The following is a 20,268-nucleotide window of genomic DNA, read 5'->3' on the forward strand; positions in this document are numbered from 1 at the left end:
AATACAACGGAAATCTATTTTGGGTGAAGCCTCTTTATTTCAAATATTTCCCTACGCTGTTCGGGAGTCAAAACGGCATTTCCGAAAACCCTGGCAACCGCTGATTGAACGGCAAAATCGCTTTCCTGAATACCGTCTTTAAGAATCTTATACGTCTCAAGCGGGATAGACTCCTTGGTAAACCTGAATATTTCAGCCATAGCGTCGCAGGAAGCAATCCTGATTTCCGGTTTATTTTCCATATTATGAAAAACCCTGGTTAGCGGATCGATTGATTTTTTGTCTCCGAACCTGCCGATCGCTTTCAGGACCGGAATTCTGATTTCATCAGGACGCGATTCCAGCGAGCCGAGAAGTGCATCACTCGCACTTAGATAAGGATAAACGCAATTAACCAAATCAAGATTTGCAAGCGATTCAGCCGCAAGGCGGGCAATTTCTTCTGCCCTAGCTTTGCTATCACGCTGGGCCTTTTCGGAACTGAAAGCCTTGTTTAATTCTTCTTCCAAAATAACCCTGTCGATTGGCTTAACCAAATAAGCCTGCGCTTCTTCTTTAAACACGGAACGAACTGTTTCCACATTGTCTTTATCGGTCAGGAGAAAAACAGGAACGTCTTTAGTCCGCAAATCCTTTTTCAAGCTGTCAAACACTGTTTCAACAACCTCGGTCCCTAACGGCGTAACCACGGAAAAAGTGACCTGGTTGGCGATTTTGGCGTTAAGAATTATCAAGTCTTCTGAAGGAAACTTCTTGGCGCGTAAAAGACCGTCTTTGCCGGTCATTGTTTCAACAGGGAAACAATTCAATTTCAGTAATTCTTTCTTCAAACGTGCTCTTATCTCTTCGTTATCTTCAATAATAAGAACAACCCTGACTCCGGATTCACCTAGAGCTTCTAAAATCACCGGCATTACTTTTTCGTCGCCGGGGAAATGACGCCGCGGAGCGATTTTCAATATTAACCTGGCTGCTGCATAACGAATGCGTTTATCCTCATCATCCAAGGCTTTAACAAGTGAAGCACCCGGCTTACGCATGCTTTCCTGTTCCCACTGAGTGCGTTTTAATACCCAGGCGTTTTTTTCTTCCGGAGTCATTTTATTCAACTCCTCCGCTGTAGGCGTTTTAATCGGGGGTAGCGGCAAATCATCATCAGTTGCGCAACTATAAAGTGCGTCCACGCATGCCACTCCGATAAGGACATTTCTATCAGTCAAACAACGGGCTAACGCCTGATACAGATATTTACGCGAGCCCATGGCGCCAAAAAGCGAACCCAACTGGGACGGTTTTAAATCTTCCTTTAATTTGTTCATGATTTCTTCAGTAACTTCCCCTTGCTGGAGTTGTAATTGGGTAGCTGCAAGCCCTAAATCGCTTTCCACCAATTGTGCCATATTAACATTAATTAATAATGGGATTATTTTATCAAAGTTCTGGTCTAGTTTAAGGGCGTCATAACAGCATTCTTCAGCCAATTCTTCATTATAGGAAAATTCGGGAACATCCCGGGAAGTGATTTTATCCTGTTCAACATCCCAACGCCAGACAATATAAGTCCCGTAAAGATTGAGCATAACCGAAGGATGGCTATAGTAATACTCTTCGGCTAAAGAATAATACAGTTCCTTGGCAGAAGGAAGCGTTTCCGGATATTTGCCCGTAATTTTCTGGAGGGCATCGGCAACGTATGTTTTCACTTCGGATAATTCTTCCGGGTTCTCTAAAACCCTTTTTAATTCAGGCACAGCCCTTTTATCCTTGATAGTCCCTAATATGATAGTAGCATTTTGCCTGACCAAACGATTCTTGCTGTTTAAAGCCTCAATTATCGGCAAAACCGATTCAATCCCCATCTTTTCTAGGCAATGAATACTATTTGCCCGTAATCTGGCATTCAGCTCATTACCCAGGTTTTCGATTAAATAAGGGCAAACTCGTTGACCAACGCAGGCCAAGCGGTTAACCGCATCCCATTTTTTTGTAATGCTGTCCGTATCCAATGAATTAACCAGCGCCTGTATTTCTTCGGTAGAAAGAATAAGCGGTGTCAAAACTCCTTTAGCCAGTTGCATAATCCTCAAAGCAGTATGATATGTTTCGGGTTTGCTCAACATCTGGCGCAGGTATTCTTCCCCGAGTTCATCGCGCAAAAAACGCAGGAAATCTTCTGCGGGATTCATCCTGAGAGCCTGCTCACATTTTTTGTATGCCTCTTCATATTCTTCTTTATCCATATGCGTTTTCACTTCTTTGAAAAGCTGGCGAATCTGTTCATCCTGAGCAGCATCATCCTGAGATGTAGCAATCGGTAAAAAAGGCGTGTTAAACAAAGAAAACATAAGCAGGCAAAAAGCCCCTAAAATAAAATAACGTGATTTACCTAATAAACTTTCCATTTTAAAACTCCTTATAACTGAGGAGAAACAGGGTGACATTATAATAACCCTTTGTATACACTACTCTATAAAACCTGTCAAGTAATTTATTGTTATAGAATGGCTAACGTGCCGTTTTACATAAAAAGCAAAAAGCATGATTTAACCTCTTGCGTTTTTCCTTGCCAGAAAACCGCCTTTTAATTAAAATCATGTTTATGAATTTTATGGAACTGGTAAAAAAGCGTCAAAGCGTGCGCAATTATCTGCCGGATATAGTCCCCCGTGAAGCTATTGAAAGATGCCTGGAAGCCACTCGGTTGGCGCCTTCTGCCAGTAATTCACAACCATGGCGTTTTATCGTGGTAGAAAGTCCCGAATTGAAAACCAAGCTTGCTGAAGCAGCTTTTTCCGGAATTTATTTCATATCTGCTTTTGCCAAAACCGCGCCTGTCCTCATCGCGGCGGTCAGGAAGCCATCCGGCTATCTTGCGCGAATGGGTGGGTTTTTCAGGGGACTCCAATATAACCTAATTGATATCGGCATTGCTTGCGAACATCTTGTCATGCAGGCAACCGAAGAAGGCTTAGGGACATGCTGGATCGGCTGGTTTAATGAAAAAAAGTCAAAAAAGGTTTTGAACCTGTCTAAAGCCAGCCGTGTAGATATTATCATAAGCATGGGGTATGCTTCCTCCAAGGAAACCAGAAATAAAATACGGAAACCTCTTGACGAAATTAGGATTTACAAGTAAAATATTATTTTGTGATTGAGAAAATACTTGCTGAGCTTAACATCAATCCGAGGGAACTGATTACCCATTCCATCCTGCAAAGCCAGGAAGCGCTGGATGGAATAATTAAGTTTTATGAAAGGATAGAAACCCAATTAAGCAATCAGCCTGCTGGCGGGCAAAAGAGCCGGGAAAGTTATGCCTATGACCATATCGTTACTCATTCACGCAATGTAGCTTTTTATGCTACTGCCATCGCACGTGAGGCAAAAACTTCAGCGAAAGAAACGTATGAAATAGCTCTGGCCTCCTTTCTTCACGACCTTGAAAAAATATATTGGCCGCTGGATTTGCTTTATAATAAAACTAAGAATGCTTTCACGGAAAGCGATTGGAAACGCCTGACAGAACATCCGGTAGCCACGGCAATCTTTGTGGAAAGGCTTGCAAAAAACCAGATTTCCAAAGAAGTAATAAAAATGATAGAACAGCACCATGAAGACTACAACGGAGAAGGCTATCCGAACAATCTTGCCGGCGACGAGATATGCTTCGGGGCGCGTATTATCCGGGTGGCGGATTCTTTTTCATCTATGACTTCGTCCAGACCGTATAAAGCACATCCAGCCAGCCGAGAAACTGCCTTGAAAGAATTAAAAGCTACAGCCGGCATCATGTATGACCCTAAAACCATCGCCCTGTTTGAAAAAGTTATGGCTAACATTCCAATCCCAAAAAACGGCCTCGCCAAAAACTAAAGAAACATAAGAAAATAGTTGCCTTGCCTTTGATTATTAGTTATATTGTATCTCTTTATGGCAGATATATTTCAGAAATGCTTCAGTTTTACACGCGCTAAAGAAGCCAAAGAAGCCGGTTACTATCCATACTTCAAAGCCATCCAGTCCGGGGCGGACGTGGAAGTACTGATTGACGGCAAGAAAATGATAATGATTGGCTCCAATAACTACCTGGGCTTAACCCAGGACCCGCGCGTAAAGGAAGCCGCCATTAAAGCCATAGAAAAATACGGAAGCGGATGCACCGGCTCAAGATTCCTTAACGGCACGCTGGATATCCACGAAGAACTGGAAGACAAACTCGCCAAATTCATGAAAAAGGAAATGTGCCAGATTGTCTCCACCGGGTTCCAGACAAATCAGGCGGCTCTTTCCACCGTAATCGGTAAAAACGATACGGTTATACTCGACCGCAACAATCACGCCAGCATTATTGACGGATGCCGTTTATCTTTCGGCAAGCCTATCAAATACCGGCATAATGATATGGAAGACCTTGAACGCATCTTAAAAGGATTAGAGGATCCGGAAAGCGCGATGATTGTAGTGGATGGCGTCTTTAGCATGGAAGGCGATTTGGCTAACTTGCCGGAAATAGTCAAACTGAAAAAGAAATATAAATGCCGCTTGATGGTTGATGATGCCCACGGCATCGGCGTATTAGGCAAAAACGGGCGCGGCGTGTCAGAACACTTCGGCGTGGAAGATGATGTTGATATTATCATGGGAACTTTCAGCAAATCATTTGCCTCGCTGGGCGGATTTCTGGTCGGAGCGGAACCGGTTATAAATTATATCAAACATATTGCCCGTGCGCTTATATTTTCCGCCAGTCCCCCGCCGGCAAGCGTAGCAACCGTATTAAAGGCGCTGGAAATCCTCCAGAAAGAGCCCGAACGGCGCACCCGGCTCTGGAAAATCACCAAGAAAATGCACGCTGGTTATAAAAAACTCGGATTTAACATCGGACCAACCCAAACCCCGATTATCCCCCTTATTATCGGGGACGATATGAAAACCCTGTTTTTCTGGAAGGCATTATTTGAAAAAGGATTATTCTCTAACCCGGTTATCCCGCCGGCGGTTAATCCGGGCGGCTCTCTCATCCGCACCAGTTACATGGCAACCCATACGGATACCGAACTCGATAAAGTCCTGGATATTTGCGGGCATGTCGGCAAGAAGATGAAAATTATATAAATCAACTCACCAAATAAAGGAGGCTCTGATGAAAAGCATTACGTGGCTGGAAAAAGACACCAAAAAGAAGAATCACTTCCTTTTTAGTGAAGAGCATTTCGGGACCGAACCGCCAACCATAGTTTATGAAAAACGCCCTGTCATCGACCCAAAAACAGGCAATGAAGCCAAAGGGCTCTATACGGCATGGATTACGCTTAATAACCCCGCTCAATATAACTCTTATACCACCGGCATGGTAAAAGGCGTGATAGCCGGCTTCCAACGCGCCTCGGCGGATAACAGTATAGTAGCCGTGGTCTTTACCGGCGCGGGCGATAAGGCATTCTGCACCGGCGGCAATACCAAGGAATACGCCGAATATTATTCAATGAACCCGACCGAATACGGCAACTACATGGATTTATTCAATGCCATGGTTGATGGCATATTAAACTGCAAGAAACCGGTCATATGCCGCGTCAACGGGATGCGCGTTGCCGGCGGACAGGAAATCGGCACCGCCTGCGATATCTCGGTTTCATCTGATTTGGCAATATTCGGACAAGCCGGTCCGCGCCATGGCTCTGCCCCTGATGGCGGCGCCACGGATTTCCTGCCGCTCTTTATGGGTCTGGAAAACGGGATGTGGAGCTGCACCGCCTGCGAAATGTGGAGCGCCTATAAAGTCAAGCAACTTGGCCTTATTAGCAAGGTCGTTCCGGTTATTAAGGACAGCGGCAAATTCATCAGAAATCCGCTTGTCGTCACGGATAAATACGTGGAAAACGGGGAAATTGTCTATGGCGAATTCAAGAAAGGCGATGAAGCCGCAAAGGCAAGGGAATTCGTCAAAAATGCCAATACTGATTTTGAGTTCCTAGATAAAGCCGTTAACGAAATCATCTGGACTTTTACCAATCTGATGCCGGGATGTTTGATAAAGACAATTGATAGCGTCAGGATGAAGAAGAAATTCTATTGGGACCAGAGCAAACTCCCCAACCGTCACTGGCTGGCGGCAAATATGGCAACCGAGGCATTCATCGGATTCAATGCCTTTAATACCAAAAAGCAAACAGGCAAAGACGTCATCGACTTTATCAAATATCGCCAGCTCCTTGCCGAAGGGCATCACTTTGATGAAGAACTAATAAGCGAAGTTCTCCCTAAACCGAAATAGAAAATGATAAGATTAGATTCAATACGTAAAGAATACGACGACCTGGTGGCGGTCAAGAACTTAAGCCTTAATATCGCCAAAGGCGCTATCTACGGGCTGATTGGCCCCAACGGCGCTGGTAAAACTACCACCTTAAAAACCCTGGTCGGATTGCTCGAACCAACCCACGGCTCAGTGTTTATCAACGATATCAATATCAACGATAATCCCACTTCAATCCGCCGGATGGTCGGCTATATGCCGGATTTCTTTTCCCTTTATGACGACTTAAAGGTTTGGGAGTACCCGGATTTCTTTGCCGAGGCATACGAGATTAAGAATAAAGAAAACAGGTTAAAAGAAATACTTGCCATGACCGATTTGGAATCCAAGCGAGACGGGTTTATTGCCGGCCTTTCCAGAGGGATGAAACAACGCCTGCTATTCGGCAAGACCATCCTGCACGACCCGGAAATACTCGTGCTGGACGAGCCGGCAAGCGGTTTAGACCCAAAGGCGCGTATTGACCTCAGGGATACCCTAAAAAAACTGAGCGCCCAGGGCAAGACAACCATTATTTCTTCCCATATCCTTACCGAACTTTCCGATATATGCAACTCGGTCGGCATTATGGAAAAGGGCGTGATGGTGGAAACCGGCACTATTGACGAGATTCTTGCCCGCATTCAGACCAAGAAAATCATACATCTTGATATCATCGGGGAAAAACCGCCGGTCATGGATTTCCTTAAAACACTTGCCGGCGTGGATTATGCGGCGGAGAAAAACAACCTGATTGAAATCGGCTTTTCCGGCAAGCGCGAGGATATGCCGGCGCTTCTCAAGGCATTGGTCGCAAAAGATATCCAGTTGGTTTCTTTGCACGAACATAAGCAAAATCTTGAAGAGATATTTATGTCTATCTCTCATCATGAGGTATCGTAATGGCAGATATGCTTTTTAATAACCCGGAGATTATCCGCAATGTCCGGTCAAGGTTACGGCCCAGAACTCTTATAATCAGCGGGGTAATTATTTTTTCCCTATTCTTATTTATTGGCATCCTTGCTTTGGGTCCGGGCGAGTATAATTCACCGGAGCGAATTATCGAAAAATGGCATGCCCTGTTTATGATATATGCCGTTTTCGCACTGCTGATTGGTTTTATTTATGGGGCCGCAAGCACGGCATCATGCGTTGTGGGGGAAAAGGATAAAAATACCTATGACCTTTTATTCCTCACCCCGCTTTCTGATAAGTCGTTAACCATCGGTAAGCTAATCGGTTCAACCGCACACGCCTGGTTTTTGTTGCTACTTATCCTTCCTTTTATCCTTATATCAGGGCTTGCCGGTCATGTGGATGGCATCAGGCTTATTTCATTCCACCTTGTTTTAATATCAGGAACGCTGTTTTTCGCTTCACTAGGTTTATTGATCTCAATCAGCGTAAAGAAACCGTCAGAAGCAACCGGAGGCGCGGTTATATCTGTAATAATTATTATAATTATGAGCTCTGCCTTTCTGGATATAAAAGAAACCCGTTTCCTTTCTGCATTAAGCCCGATTCCTTTAATGCGTGAAATAGGGGAAGAGTTTTCCAGAGCAAATTACTACCGTTCTCTATATATAAATGAAGCCTCCTTCTTTGGGTTATCTACAAACGGGGCGTTGTTTACCATATTACTTTATCTCTATCTTACTTATTGGGCAATCATTGCCGTTGCCCGTAAAATCAGGAATCCTGCAGGAATATATTTATCTAAGCTACAGGCTATTATTTTCTTCCTGATATTTGAGATGTTTATGGTTGGGGCTATTTGGAAATATAGCCAACTTCCTCTTATGGATAATGTGCGTTATGAATATACATTTAATGCCGTTTTGTATGCTTACACATTTACAAATATCGTATTATTATTTGCGCTTATCTTTGGGCTCACGCTTTCTTATGATGACTATTTTGCCTATGTCAGGGCAAATGCAGAAAAACGTCCTTATAAACTATTCCATCAAAGGACCCCTTCTCATTTATTAGTTTTAATATGTCTTGTTATTATGATAGCAGGTTTTATTGTTGCAGTTCGTTCTTTTTCATTACAACAATCTCTCGTTTTACACTTGGTTGTTGCCCTTGAAACTGTCGCTATCTTTTATTTAGTAATGCAACTATTTAAAACACTAATGAAAAACTATGGGGCAATAGTATCATTTATTTTATTAATTATTGCTAACGGAATACCGCCTTTAGTCATAGCTGTATTTGATCTTCCTGCTCGATATCATCTTTATTTAAACCCTATCGCTTATTTAGCGCAGATAGACGATTATGTTTTTAAGTCAAATACCGAATATTTCACTTTACCTATTATATTGGGGGTTTTATTAATAGGGATGTCTATGCTTTTCATCAAGCGTCATTATACGATAAAGGAAATAGTCGTCCGCCGGATGCAAAAATAACAACCGCATATTAAATAGCAAAAAGCAAAATGCAAAGAGACAACTCAAAGTTTAAAGATGAGTTCAAGAAGAGATTATATGGCTTTACGCTGCGGCTTGTAGAGTTTTTGGATAAACTCCCGCACGACAATGTTTCAAGGAGGATTGGCGACCAATTGCTTCGCAGCGGAACGAGTATTATCGGGAATTATGTGGAGGGGCAGTCGGCCAGCAGTAAACGTGATTTTACTAATTTCTTTAACACTTCGCTCAAGTCAGCTAACGAGAGCAAATTATGGATTGCATTGCTACGCGATACAAAACGCGCTAACGCTGAAGATGTTATTTGGTTTATAAAAGAACTGAACGAAATCAGCAATATATTTGCATCCAGCATCTTAACCCTTAAAGGAAGGAGATAGTTTTACATTTTAATCTGTATTTTTGCTATTTGATATTTAATCTTTAATATGACAAAGGAGTTGCTATGATAGACCTGAAAGACAAAAGCGCCATCGTAACCGGAGGAAGCCTGGGAATCGGCGCGTCAATCGCCCTTGAACTTGCCAGGGCAGGCGCGAACGTCGCCATCAATTACAGGAAGCACGCGGACGAAGCCAATAAAATCGTCGCCGAAATAACCAAAATGGGCAGGAAAGGACTTGCCATCCAGGCGGATGTCTCCAAAGGCGCTGATGCTGATAAAATGGTCAAGGAAGTCGTTGCCAAATTCGGACGCCTTGATATCCTCGTCAATAACGCCGGCATCAACTGGGACGGCGTGGTCTGGAAAATGACCGAGGAACAATGGGACAGCGTCCTTTCCATCAACCTCAAAGGTTGCTTTAATTATATCAAGTCGGTTGCCTCCATATTTAAGGAACAGCAATCAGGCAAGATTATCAATATCACATCCATCAACGGCTTAAGGGGCAAGTTCGGGCAATCCAATTACTCCGCTTCAAAGGCGGGTATTATCGGCTTGACCAAATCCGTAGCGCGCGAACTGGGCAAATTCAGCGTCAATGTCAATGCCGTGGCGCCGGGACTGATTGAAACCGATATGATTAAGAACGCTCTGGAAGACGTCCGCCAGAAGGCATTAGCGGATATTGTCCTGGGCAGGATAGGAAAGCCCGAAGAAGTGGCTTATGTCGTGGCATTCCTTGCATCTGATTTAGCGCGCCATATTACCGGTGAAGTAATCAAAGTCGACGGCGGACAGTATATATAAGGAAGAAGGGACGGTCTTAACGACCGTCCCTCTTATCAGCCTATCAGCTTATAAACGTCTCCACGTTTATACCTGAGAAACTTTAACCGACAGAAACAACTGCCCATTCTCCTTGATAAAATCCAGGTGGCTCGCCCCGCCCGGAGTAAACGCCTCCAGCCCTAAAGACGGGTCAATGAATCCCTGAATAAGCGAATTATCCAGAGTATTCATATTATCAATCACCGGTTTGGAAAGCGAGGCGTGCATAATCGCCATTCCGCTTTGTATCAACCGTGAATTCACCAGCGACCTCAGTGAGTTCCGCTGTTCCACCTTGGTAATATTGAAAGGCTCGCTTGGGACGATTATCCTATCCGCCTGCCTGAGCAATCCCCTGCCTTTGGGGTCACCGGTCAACCAGTAAACCGCAATCCTTATCGGTCCACTTTCCAGGGATTTCAATCCGGTAAAGGCAAGCGTGCTTCCGCTTATCTTTTCCGCAAACGTATCTTCAGCGGCTTTGACGCTGTCTTTAAAGCGCTTTGCCGGGACGCCGTCAACGGTCTCAAACTGGTGGTTCCAGTTCCGTTTATACTTCTTCCAGGCGTTCTTGGATTTATAAGCCTGCGTGATGTTGATGCTGTTCAAATCCTTGCCTGAACGGCTGATAAAGGCAGGATTGAGCACACTGCGGAACGCCTGTTCCGAAGGCTCGGCTATCTTGGATAGATAGGTAACCTCATCAGGAATACTGTCTTTCCGGCGGTCGTTTATCTTCTCGGCATTATTTGCCAAACCGTCTGACCAGACTTTGCCAATCTTTGCGGCTGCCTCGGTCAGCGGGTTAATCGCTAGGATTAAATGTAACTTCGTCGTACTCATCGTACATTCTCCAATCTGCCACAGATTCATCACCCTCTCCCAACCTCACCCCTTGAGGGGGAGGAAAAGGAGAGGGGTATCCGTGGCTATATCTTTGTCGCACCCCGGAAGCAGTTGCGGTAAAAAGTTCACAGTACTTTCTACCGCCTATAACTGCCCCGAAGTAACGGTTATTTGTTAACTCGTTTACGGATGATATTCAGGACAATCTGAACGACAGTCCTGATAACACCCTTCCAGAATTTACTCATAGAAAGCTCCTTCCTTTAAACGAAATTCCTTCTTGCACAACCTATTAAGAGCCCCTTTTATTCTACGAATAATACTCATTAAGACCAAATCACCCTTCTTAAACTTCCCTTTTGTGATTGCCTTATAAGCCGCCAGATATGCTTCATCAAATGGGTCATACACCGGGATAAGGCCGTCGCAATAACGACATCCTAATGATTTTAGATTAGGGATTATTAATAATAAAAGATAGGAAACCGTAGATTCGGTTAAAGCAGGATGGGTTTTAATAATACTGACCAATCCTGCCACAATTTCATTCTTGATTGTATCGGCGCTGCTTTTAATATCCTGAAAACCCCAAACCGAAGTCTCGGCGTTGGGAAATCTGGCTAAAAGTGGTATTTGTTTCTGTAATTCCTTGAAAACGGAACTAAACCTCTCTGACTGAATCTTATCCCAAAGCGCACGGGTAAAATCATCCCTAAAATCTTTCCCCCCGCTCAGGCAATAACGACATTTTGCTTGTTCTTGCATAAATACCTCCTTTTTGACCCCCGATGAATTTCGGGTTGTCTTTCTGCCTATATATTATGCAATCGGGAGGAAGCCGGGAGGAATTTCGAGGAACCAGAGGGAAAAGAATTATCTACCTATATAAGGAATCTGTGTAATCTGTGGCTTAGTGTTATCTGACAGGGTCATCCCAATTAACAGGCACAATCAAACAGTATTTATATTTAGGGGGCGGGTTGAATTGAAAGACGGTATTTTCTGCTTTGCCACTGACGCTCTTAAAACATTTCCATTTGTAGCGCCCTTCTTTGAAATCTACCATAGCACGGGCTTCCTGGAAGTATTTTAAAGCAGTTAGCTCATCTTTCTTTAAGTGGTCTGGTGTACGTCTTCTTTGCATATGAGAGTTTTGAAAGGTTAAACTAAGAGACATTTTCGACTCCCAAACTCTTATTGCTATTAAATAATTTTCTTCTGTTTAACGTTTCGCTTTTAAGCAATTCCCTTTTTACTAAAACCTGTTCTTTACGGCCAAAGTATACGTCATTCGGCGTGACATTTCCTATGGCTTCATGATATCTCACCCCGTTGTAGAAATCAATAAATTTCTTGATTTCCGATTTCAGCTCTTCCGGAGATCCCCAAAGCACCAGGCTTACCCGTTCCTTGGCTGACCTGTGAAAGCGCTCTATTTTACCGTTAGTCTGCGGATGATGCGGCGATGCCTTTATATGCCCGATTCTCCTTGCCTTCAGGTATTCCTCAAAAGGCCTTGACATCAAAGCCGGTCCTCGGTCTGTCAAAAGCTTCACTATTTCCTTCTGTTCTATCGGAGCATACTCCAGCTTGGACTCCTGGCAGGCCATCTCCACTACATCGCTGAAAGCCTCATAATCCATGGACGCCTTTAAATCCCAGGCCATTATCCGGCGGCTGTAATCATCCAATACCGATATCAGGTAATACCATCCCCAGTTCTTGACAAGGAGATACGTCGCATCCGTCTGCCATTGCTGATTCGGCCTGACGGTCTTAATATGGTATTCCTTTAAAGCCGGAAAGCCGTTTTCTTCCTTGACCTTTATCCAGCCTTTCTTCTTTAAAATACGGTAAGCGGTAGCCTCGGATATCGTAAAACCGTAATTATCCGATATCCAGCAGGCTATCTGGCGGCAGGACCATTCCGGATACAGCGTGGCCACCTCAAACACCTTGTCCTTTTCAGCTTCCATCAGCGTGTTCCAAGGCTTGCCCTTATTGGCCGAGCTTTTATCCTGCAACCCTAACAGCCCATTTAAGCGCAACTTCTTCCTCCAACGGTAATAAGTCGCCTCAGACAGGTCTAATTTAGCGCAGGCTTCCCTTACCGTAAACTTAGAGCTTTCAATTGCATTTATAATAGTAAGCTTTTCTTCCAGGCTCATTCTTTTATACCTCCGGCTTACGACAAACCAAGCGTTTTTTTCAGTTTCTGGGTTTCTAAGACGCTCTCAGCCAAGGCGTATTTAAGGTCGTCATTTTCCTGCCTGAGAAGCTTTACTTCGTCCTCATTGGCATGCCTTTGGGTATCCCTTGGTAAGGCCGTTCTTGCCGGCTTCCAGGAAGTCCTTGCTCCAGCGGTAATATACCGCGGTTGATATGCCTTCGCGGCGGCATAGCTCGACAGCCGATATTTCGCCCCGTAACCCCTCAATGACAACCCTGATCTTTTCCTCGGCGCTATAGCGCCTCTTGGTAGCCCTTTTGATTGATGCTACCACATTGCCTGTGTTTTCCATAGCTGACTCCTTTCCGCAATAAGGTATTTATCGGAGTCGAGCCGAATTTTTTCAAGGGCTTTCTCCCCCCAAAGCCCTTGATATCCCTCTCTTAATTCCCCTTCTCTCTGTCTCTCAAATGCGCTGAATGAATACACGTTACGAAAACGCCTTATTCATTTCGGATAAAGAGGTTATAGAAAAATATCAGTCGGAATTCAATAAGCTTTGGAAAGAATAAAGGCTTTGCACCCCCATAGTAAACTGAAAACACTCCCCTACCCCCACCATCCCTCCCCCCGGTCAAATTATTTAGCCTAGACGCTGAAATGATTTGATTTAGGGGTCAAAAGCGTTTAATTAACCAGACTAATCTAGTTTAGCCTGCTTAAGACAAATCTTTAACCCACCCATCCCCACCAGACCCCCACCCCCCTATAATTATGTAATCCAGTCCTCCAAATCAGTTGAAATAGGGAGTCCAACGGAAAAACTTATTTGTATGCTATTTTATGCCGTTTAGCTTCTTGGCCGCCTTGACGGTATTGACCATAAGCATGGCAATGGTCATCGGACCGACTCCGCCCGGAACCGGCGTAATGGCTTTGGCCTTTTCCTTAACCTTCTCAAAGTCAACATCGCCGCAGAGCCCCTCAGGCAAACGGTTGACTCCGACATCAATCACCACCACCCCATCCTTTACCATATCAGCCGTAATGAATTTAGGCTTTCCGATAGCCGCCACCAGAATATCCGCCCGGCGGGTAACCGCTCCGATATCTTTGGTATTGGAATGGCAAATCGTTACCGTGGCGTTTTCCGACATGAGTAAAAGCGCGACGGGCTTGCCCACTATATTACTGCGGCTGACTATCACCGCTTCTGCCCCGTTTATCTGGATGTTGCTTCGCCGCAACAGCTGAATGATGCCATGCGGGGTGCAGGGCAGATACATCTGCTCGGCTTCTATTTCCTTCATGTTCTTTTTAGAAAGGAGTTTACCCATGTTGAGGAGATGGAATCCATCCACATCCTTATCCGGAGAAATCGCCAGGAGAACCTTATCCGCGTTGATGTGTTTGGGGAGCGGCAACTGGCAAAGGATGCCATGGACTTTCGGGTCTTTGTTTAACTGGCCAACGAGTTTAAGTAAATCGGCTTCTTTTGTGTCAAGGGGCAATTTATGGTGGTGGGAAGCGATGCCCATCTGTTCGCAGGTTTTTATCTTCTGGCCGACATAGACCTTGGAGGCCTCATCTTCGCCGACCAGGATAGTTGCCAGGCCGGGAATGATGTTTTTGGGCTTTAGCGCGGCAACCTCTTTTTTAACCTCATCCTTAATCTCTCTTGAAATATCCTTCCCCGAAATAATCTCTGCCATAACACTCCTTTTCCCGATTATATTTCCTATATTGCTTGCACAAAATATTCATGATAACTTGCGTAATTTCTTAATGCCAACAATAATAAATTTAAGCATGAAATATAAACCGCAATTCATAAGAATAAAGTATAAAGCATTTTGTGTATTCTTCTTGTATTGAACTGATCTTTTTATAGACTCAAACGATTTTTCTTTATTACCGGATAAAATATACTCTTTAGCCATTTTAAAATGCAGCTTACCAATAGCATTATTCTGCGCATTTTTAGATATCTCTGTTTTACTAGAAATCTTATTTACAACCCGTAAGCAAGCGCTTAAATTTTTAGTTGCATCCAGCGATACATTCGCCCCATGCACCCTGTATTTTGCCATTATTTCGTTAATCCCCCCTATTTTATACTTTTTGGAAATTCTAAGCCATAAGTCATAATCTTCAGCCGAACGAATTTGAACATCTTCGTCAAATACCCCAACGTCTTCCAAGCATTCTTTTTTTAACAAGACCGTTAAAATACCGATAAAATTACGTTTTAACAAACCGTCAAAAAGCCATCCTGTTTTAACATATTTAAGATGAGGAAATTCAATTCCTGAACTATCGGACTCCCCGAAAATCTCTGCTCGTCCGTAAACCAAGCCTACATCTTTATTTTCTTCAAGGAAATTTAATTGGCGTTCTAATTTAAACGGCAACCATATGTCATCAGAATCAAGGAAAGCAATATATCTCCCTGTAGCTTTCCTTACGCCTTCATTCCTCGAAGCGGCAATAACTCCATTATTCCTGAGTTTAAAATATTTAATCCGCGTATCTTTAAAAGAGCTGACGATTTTTTCGGTATTATCTTCGGAATAATTATCTATGATTATAAGTTCGATATTTTTATATGTCTGGTTTAAAACAGATTCCACGGCTTCCCCGATAAACTGGCCGTGATTATAGGTAGGCATGATTACGGTTACAAGGGGCACGTATTCTGGCACTAAATAAACTCCTTGCAAATAGCCAGTGTTTTATCGATTTCTTCTTCCATATTACCGCGCAACCGAAAACCTGTCTTAAGGAGCTTATTTATATTAAATTCAACTCGCCTGGTGTGATTTAATTCATTACGCCGACTACTAGTTTTAATAACAATATTATTCTTATTGTATTTTTCCTTATAAGCTTTGGCGATTCTTTTAGCAACCTGAAGAATTGACATGCTACAAGCCCCTCCTAAATTGTACAAACCGTCGCCCCATTTATCAGGAATATTAAAAATAAAATGGTGCACGGCACGAGAAACATCTTTTAATGCGATAAAATCCCTGTGCTGCTTACCAGAAGATTTTAAGACTATCTTGCCGGTAGTAACAGCTTGTTTACATAAATCATTAAAAACCAATGTCCAACGATTAACATTTCTATCTACAGGATAACCATAACTATTGGACAATCGTAAAACGAGCCCTTTTATATGATGATAATTTCTAAAATAATTAACAAAATCTTCGGCGACTCTATGAGTTATAGCATATGGGTGAAAAGGCCTCGTCGGGGTTTCCTCAGTAATTATTGAAGATTTTGGCATGCCATATACATGAAAAGTAGAAAAATAAATAAACTCTCTTACTTTGTTGAATTTTGCTTGGTCCAATAAATTATACGTCCCTTTTGCATTTATCTCCAAAGCTAATTCGGGATATCGCATCGAATCTATTTCATTTAATGCCGCCAGATGGATTATAGTATCAATATTTTTAAGCGCTAAGCCAATTGTTTTTTTGTCGGCAATATCGATCGGTACAAACTTATAATCTTTTGTCCATGCGGGTAATTTTTTATTGCCGTATCTTTTATCCGCGATAATAATATTAGAATCGGGTTCTGCTTTTTTGAGATAAGTTGCCACCCGACCGCCGATATAACCTAATCCTCCCGTTATCAAAATATTCTTCATCTGTTTTTTATTTTCCAATCATACGGAATTTTAGGGTCGAATGGATCAAGCCTTTCAATTTCAGAAGGGTCATGGGGAATAGTTGAACAATTAGCCACAATCGCCATTTCCTCCCCAATGCCTTTAAACCCGTTCCAAACCAGGGGCGGAATGATTGCCAGGCAATAATTATCCTGCCCCATAACAATCTCCTGAATCTCCCCTTTTGTCGGGCTATCAATCCTATCATCAAAAATGACTAATTTAATACACCCGCGTGGAACAGCGTAATTCAATGTCATTTTTTTATGTATATGCCACGCTTTAATCACACCGGGATAAACGCAGGAAAAATAAATTTCTCCGAATTGCCAAAACCACTTATCATCGCACCTGAGCATATGCATAACTTTCCCGCGCTCATCGGCAATTTGCTTAAGAGGAGTTATTTTAACGCCGTCTATCATTTTTCGCTGCCATATACATTTGTATCTGTTTTCGGGTCATCGCCAACGCTGGATTCCCCTCAAACACAGATTTATACCAAAGCGCTGTTTCTTTTATCGAGCGTTCAAAGCCCCATTTAGCGCTCCATCTTAAAATCTTCGCGGCTTTAGAGCAATTTAAATGCAATAAGGTTGATTCATAGAAATAATTTTTGGGCCTTTGGATTCTTATTTTCCCTTTGCCCCAGTAAAAAACTATTTTTTCAGCAACATCTTTAACTGTTTTTATATCTTTTCCGCTTGGCCCAAAATTCCATGAATCAGAATATTTTCGGGGGTTGTTATACAACATAGTGGCTAATGTTAAATAACCGGATAATGGCTCCAAAACATGTTGCCAAGGCCGGGTTGCCTCTGGACGGCGTAAAACTATCGGCTTATTATCCTGTAACGCCTTAATGCAATCAGGAACAATCCGGTCCGAAGACCAATCTCCGCCGCCAATTACATTTCCCGCCCTGGTGCTTGCCGCACCGAAACTCTTTTTCTCCGTGAAGAATGAATTATTGTATGCCGCAAAAACCATCTCGGCTGAAGCCTTTGAAGCGCTGTATGGATCGCGCCCTCCTAATTCATCAGACTCGCAATAGCCTCTCGTTAATTCCTTGTTTTTGTAGCATTTATCCGATGTTATATAAACCAACGTCCGTAAATAACCGCTCAAGCGGGCGATTTCAAGTATATTGACAGAGCCTCCGATATTCGTGTCAAAAGTGCGTTTTGCCTCCGCATAAGAAACACTAACTAAGGCTTGCGCGGCTAAATGAAAAATAAATTCCGGCTTGAAGCTATCGCATGCTTTTTTCAATCGGTTAAAATTCCTGATATCACCATTAATATGCTTAATAATTTTATTTAGTTTGATTAGATTAAAATGGTCGTTTTCTCTTTCCGGAGGCAAAGCATAACCAAGCACTTTTGCCCCCAGTTCATGGAGCCACAGGCTCAACCAAGAACCTTTAAAACCGGTGTCCCCGGTAACCAAAACACGCTTCCCATTGAATATTTTCACCAGATCATCCACGGTGCGTTTCCTTTATTATAAAGATTATTAAGCAATGTGTAATCGCGATAGGTATCCATCGGCTGCCAAAAACCCTCGTGTTTATAAACCATCATTTGATTGTCTTTAACTAATTGCCGCATCGGTTCCTGTTCAAAAACTAAATCTTCTCGATTATTTAAATAATCAAATAGTTCTTTACGGCATACAAAAAAACCACCGGAAATCAAGCCCGCTATCGCCTGCGGCTTTTCATTAAATTCGGTGACCAATCCTTTTGAATCGCTGTTTAATTCCCCAAAACGCCCGGGAGGCCTTACACCCGTTACGGTAAGGATTTTCCCATGCGCCAAATGGAACTTCAATAACTTATCAAGATTAATATCCCCAACTCCATCCCCATAAGTCAACATAAAGTTTTTATCCTTATTCAAATACTTCTCAATACACTTAACCCTTGCCCCGGTCATTGAATGCAATCCGGTCTTCGCCAGCGTTACATCCCAACCGGCTTCTGAAATTTTTTCATGATAACTAATTTCCCCTCCTAAAGTAACTGTGATATCACACATGTTTGTCTCATAATTCAAAAAAAAATCCCTTATTGACTCTCCTTTATGGCCCAAACAAAGAATAAATTTATTGTGATTGAAATGGGCATAATATTTCATTATATGCCATAAAATCGGGTTCGCACCAACAGGAATCATTGCTTTCGGAATATTATCCGCTACATCACGAATGCGTGTTCCGTACCCACCGCATAAAATTGCAACTTTAAGGCTTGTCATATTCAACTCCTTTTATTATATGCTGATTTATCCAGCGGTAAAATAAATTATATCTTATTGATAATACCAAAAAGCCCGGATAAATCTTTTATTTTAACACAATCAATTTTATCAAAAAGATGCTTATTATCACTGGTCATTCTTGCAATGAATTTAACAGCGTTATTCTCGGCAGCACTATAATCACTCAATGCATCTCCTACATAAACCGTTTCGCTTGGTTTTATGGATTCCTTAACAATTATATCACGCACAATATCCTCTTTTTTTGACGGCGAACCGTATACCCCCTTAAAATAACTATTTATGCTTCTCTTTTGTATTATATCTATTATTTCCGATTGAGGGGTTGCGGAACAGATAAAACACATATATCTATCTGAATATTTTTCTAAAAATTCCTTTGCCCCAATAACGTAAGGAGCATTTATGACTTCAACCACAACAATACGCGCAAAATCATTACAAAGCTGCTTAAATCTTCTATCGCTTAAATGGCTTTGTATAATATTTTTGTGTATGTATCTAAATTTATCTTGCCTAGAAACTCCAGTATTATTTAAGTGATAATCAACAATTTGCTTTACAACTTCTTTTCCTTGATTTTCAAACAGTTTAGCAAAGGCTTTCGTTTTTATATCTACCGATTCTGCAATTACCCCATCAAAGTCAAAAACAATCGCCTTAATCATTTTACCACCCCAATAACCGTACAAGGGGCACTATCTATCCCTTCAATCACGATAGGAACAACCCAAACCGATTCCAGTTTTTTTAAGCCCTCTGGAATAAGCATATCCTCAATAATCAAAATCGGATGGCCCTGCCCTTTAGGATTAAGGAAAACCCGATGAGCATTTCTCCCCAAATTCCTGTGCTGAAATGATGAAAGCGAAATCAAATCAAATCCGATAGCACGCACTTTTGGATATTTCTTCCTTAACCACAATCCAACATTCGGACTAATGCCGGGATTCTGGCAGCTATAAACCCTTTGTCCACGGAATTCACACCAGCCCGTTTTCAAAATAAGCAAATCTGTTTTAACATTAATATCATATTTAAAATCTGTTATATCTATCATTTGTCCAGGCAAAACCTTCATAGACACGACCTGTGGTTTCCTGAAAAACCAGAAATCGGCCTCATAATCGACAACGGTTTTGCCCTTAGGGAAAAAATGCGCCGGGCAATCAATATGAGTCCCCCAATGGTTTTCGACACCTACCCGATAAATTCTACATGAATCGCCCGCGGCAATTGATTTCACTGCTTTAAGAAGTACACTTTCTTTTACCTTACCATAAACAGGGATAGTCCGTTTTAATTTATGAGACAAATATTTTATCATCCGGCTTAA

At 42.5% G+C, this 20,268-nt stretch carries 21 protein-coding genes; 8 read left to right on the forward strand and 13 right to left on the reverse strand.

The window, feature by feature from the left end; genetic code table 11:
- Positions 1-14: 14 nt before the first annotated feature.
- Positions 15-2,402 carry a HEAT repeat domain-containing protein gene (locus HY811_01895; protein ID MBI4833558.1) on the reverse strand — a complete coding sequence of 796 codons (2,388 nt, stop codon included), beginning with the start codon at positions 2,400-2,402 and terminating at the stop codon, positions 15-17.
- Between the two features lie 206 nt (positions 2,403-2,608).
- On the opposite strand from HY811_01895, the gene HY811_01900 reads away from it, so the two are divergent.
- From HY811_01900 to HY811_01935, 8 genes are all read left to right on the forward strand, one after another.
- Positions 2,609-3,136, forward strand: coding sequence for a nitroreductase family protein (locus tag HY811_01900; protein ID MBI4833559.1), 528 nt, complete (start codon positions 2,609-2,611; stop codon positions 3,134-3,136).
- Between the two features lie 11 nt (positions 3,137-3,147).
- On the forward strand, positions 3,148-3,873 hold the full coding sequence (locus tag HY811_01905) for an HD domain-containing protein (protein ID MBI4833560.1): 726 nt from the start codon (positions 3,148-3,150) through the stop codon (positions 3,871-3,873).
- Positions 3,874-3,930: 57 nt separating this feature from the next.
- The gene (locus HY811_01910) at positions 3,931-5,115 is read left to right on the forward strand and encodes a pyridoxal phosphate-dependent aminotransferase family protein (GenBank protein MBI4833561.1); all 1,185 of its coding nucleotides are present in this window, start codon (positions 3,931-3,933) and stop codon (positions 5,113-5,115) included.
- Between the two features lie 28 nt (positions 5,116-5,143).
- Entirely contained in the window at positions 5,144-6,277 is a 1,134-nt protein-coding gene (oah, locus tag HY811_01915) for a 6-oxocyclohex-1-ene-1-carbonyl-CoA hydratase (protein ID MBI4833562.1), read from the forward strand.
- Positions 6,278-6,280: 3 nt separating this feature from the next.
- The gene (locus HY811_01920; GenBank protein ID MBI4833563.1) at positions 6,281-7,201 is read left to right on the forward strand and encodes an ABC transporter ATP-binding protein; all 921 of its coding nucleotides are present in this window, start codon (positions 6,281-6,283) and stop codon (positions 7,199-7,201) included.
- 185 nt (positions 7,202-7,386) lie between these two features.
- Complete coding sequence (locus tag HY811_01925) at positions 7,387-8,718, forward strand: ABC transporter permease (protein ID MBI4833564.1); 1,332 nt, start codon at positions 7,387-7,389, stop codon at positions 8,716-8,718.
- A 29-nt stretch (positions 8,719-8,747) separates the two neighbouring features.
- On the forward strand, positions 8,748-9,119 hold the full coding sequence (locus tag HY811_01930) for a four helix bundle protein (GenBank protein MBI4833565.1): 372 nt from the start codon (positions 8,748-8,750) through the stop codon (positions 9,117-9,119).
- Positions 9,120-9,187: 68 nt separating this feature from the next.
- Positions 9,188-9,931, forward strand: coding sequence for a 3-oxoacyl-ACP reductase FabG (locus HY811_01935; GenBank protein MBI4833566.1), 744 nt, complete (start codon positions 9,188-9,190; stop codon positions 9,929-9,931).
- A gap of 66 nt (positions 9,932-9,997) precedes the next feature.
- Here HY811_01935 and HY811_01940 read toward each other — a convergent pair whose 3' ends face one another.
- From HY811_01940 to HY811_01995, 12 genes are all read right to left on the reverse strand, one after another.
- A complete protein-coding gene (locus HY811_01940) occupies positions 9,998-10,795 on the reverse strand; it encodes a hypothetical protein (protein MBI4833567.1) in 798 nt (265 codons plus the stop codon).
- Positions 10,796-11,038: 243 nt separating this feature from the next.
- Entirely contained in the window at positions 11,039-11,563 is a 525-nt protein-coding gene (locus HY811_01945; GenBank protein MBI4833568.1) for a hypothetical protein, read from the reverse strand.
- 401 nt (positions 11,564-11,964) lie between these two features.
- Complete coding sequence (locus HY811_01950) at positions 11,965-12,966, reverse strand: DDE-type integrase/transposase/recombinase (GenBank protein MBI4833569.1); 1,002 nt, start codon at positions 12,964-12,966, stop codon at positions 11,965-11,967.
- A 123-nt stretch (positions 12,967-13,089) separates the two neighbouring features.
- Complete coding sequence (locus tag HY811_01955; protein ID MBI4833570.1) at positions 13,090-13,320, reverse strand: transposase; 231 nt, start codon at positions 13,318-13,320, stop codon at positions 13,090-13,092.
- Between the two features lie 484 nt (positions 13,321-13,804).
- Complete coding sequence (folD, locus tag HY811_01960) at positions 13,805-14,680, reverse strand: bifunctional methylenetetrahydrofolate dehydrogenase/methenyltetrahydrofolate cyclohydrolase FolD (protein ID MBI4833571.1); 876 nt, start codon at positions 14,678-14,680, stop codon at positions 13,805-13,807.
- Between the two features lie 48 nt (positions 14,681-14,728).
- Entirely contained in the window at positions 14,729-15,670 is a 942-nt protein-coding gene (locus tag HY811_01965) for a glycosyltransferase (GenBank protein ID MBI4833572.1), read from the reverse strand.
- Complete coding sequence (locus HY811_01970; GenBank protein MBI4833573.1) at positions 15,670-16,629, reverse strand: SDR family oxidoreductase; 960 nt, start codon at positions 16,627-16,629, stop codon at positions 15,670-15,672. Before HY811_01970 ends, HY811_01965 begins: the two co-directional genes overlap by 1 nt.
- Entirely contained in the window at positions 16,626-17,075 is a 450-nt protein-coding gene (locus HY811_01975; protein MBI4833574.1) for a dTDP-4-dehydrorhamnose 3,5-epimerase family protein, read from the reverse strand. Before HY811_01975 ends, HY811_01970 begins: the two co-directional genes overlap by 4 nt.
- Positions 17,059-18,138, reverse strand: a complete 1,080-nt coding sequence (gene rfbG, locus HY811_01980; protein MBI4833575.1) for a CDP-glucose 4,6-dehydratase — start codon at positions 18,136-18,138, stop codon at positions 17,059-17,061. Before rfbG ends, HY811_01975 begins: the two co-directional genes overlap by 17 nt.
- Positions 18,123-18,908 carry a glucose-1-phosphate cytidylyltransferase gene (locus HY811_01985; GenBank protein ID MBI4833576.1) on the reverse strand — a complete coding sequence of 262 codons (786 nt, stop codon included), beginning with the start codon at positions 18,906-18,908 and terminating at the stop codon, positions 18,123-18,125. Before HY811_01985 ends, rfbG begins: the two co-directional genes overlap by 16 nt.
- A gap of 47 nt (positions 18,909-18,955) precedes the next feature.
- Complete coding sequence (locus HY811_01990) at positions 18,956-19,600, reverse strand: HAD family hydrolase (GenBank protein MBI4833577.1); 645 nt, start codon at positions 19,598-19,600, stop codon at positions 18,956-18,958.
- Positions 19,597-20,259 carry a cyclase family protein gene (locus tag HY811_01995; protein MBI4833578.1) on the reverse strand — a complete coding sequence of 221 codons (663 nt, stop codon included), beginning with the start codon at positions 20,257-20,259 and terminating at the stop codon, positions 19,597-19,599. The genes HY811_01990 and HY811_01995 overlap by 4 nt, the downstream gene beginning before the upstream one ends.
- Positions 20,260-20,268: the final 9 nt, after the last annotated feature.

Source organism: Planctomycetota bacterium, from assembly GCA_016207825.1.
Taxonomy (GTDB): domain Bacteria; phylum Planctomycetota; class MHYJ01; order JACQXL01; family JACQZI01; genus JACQZI01.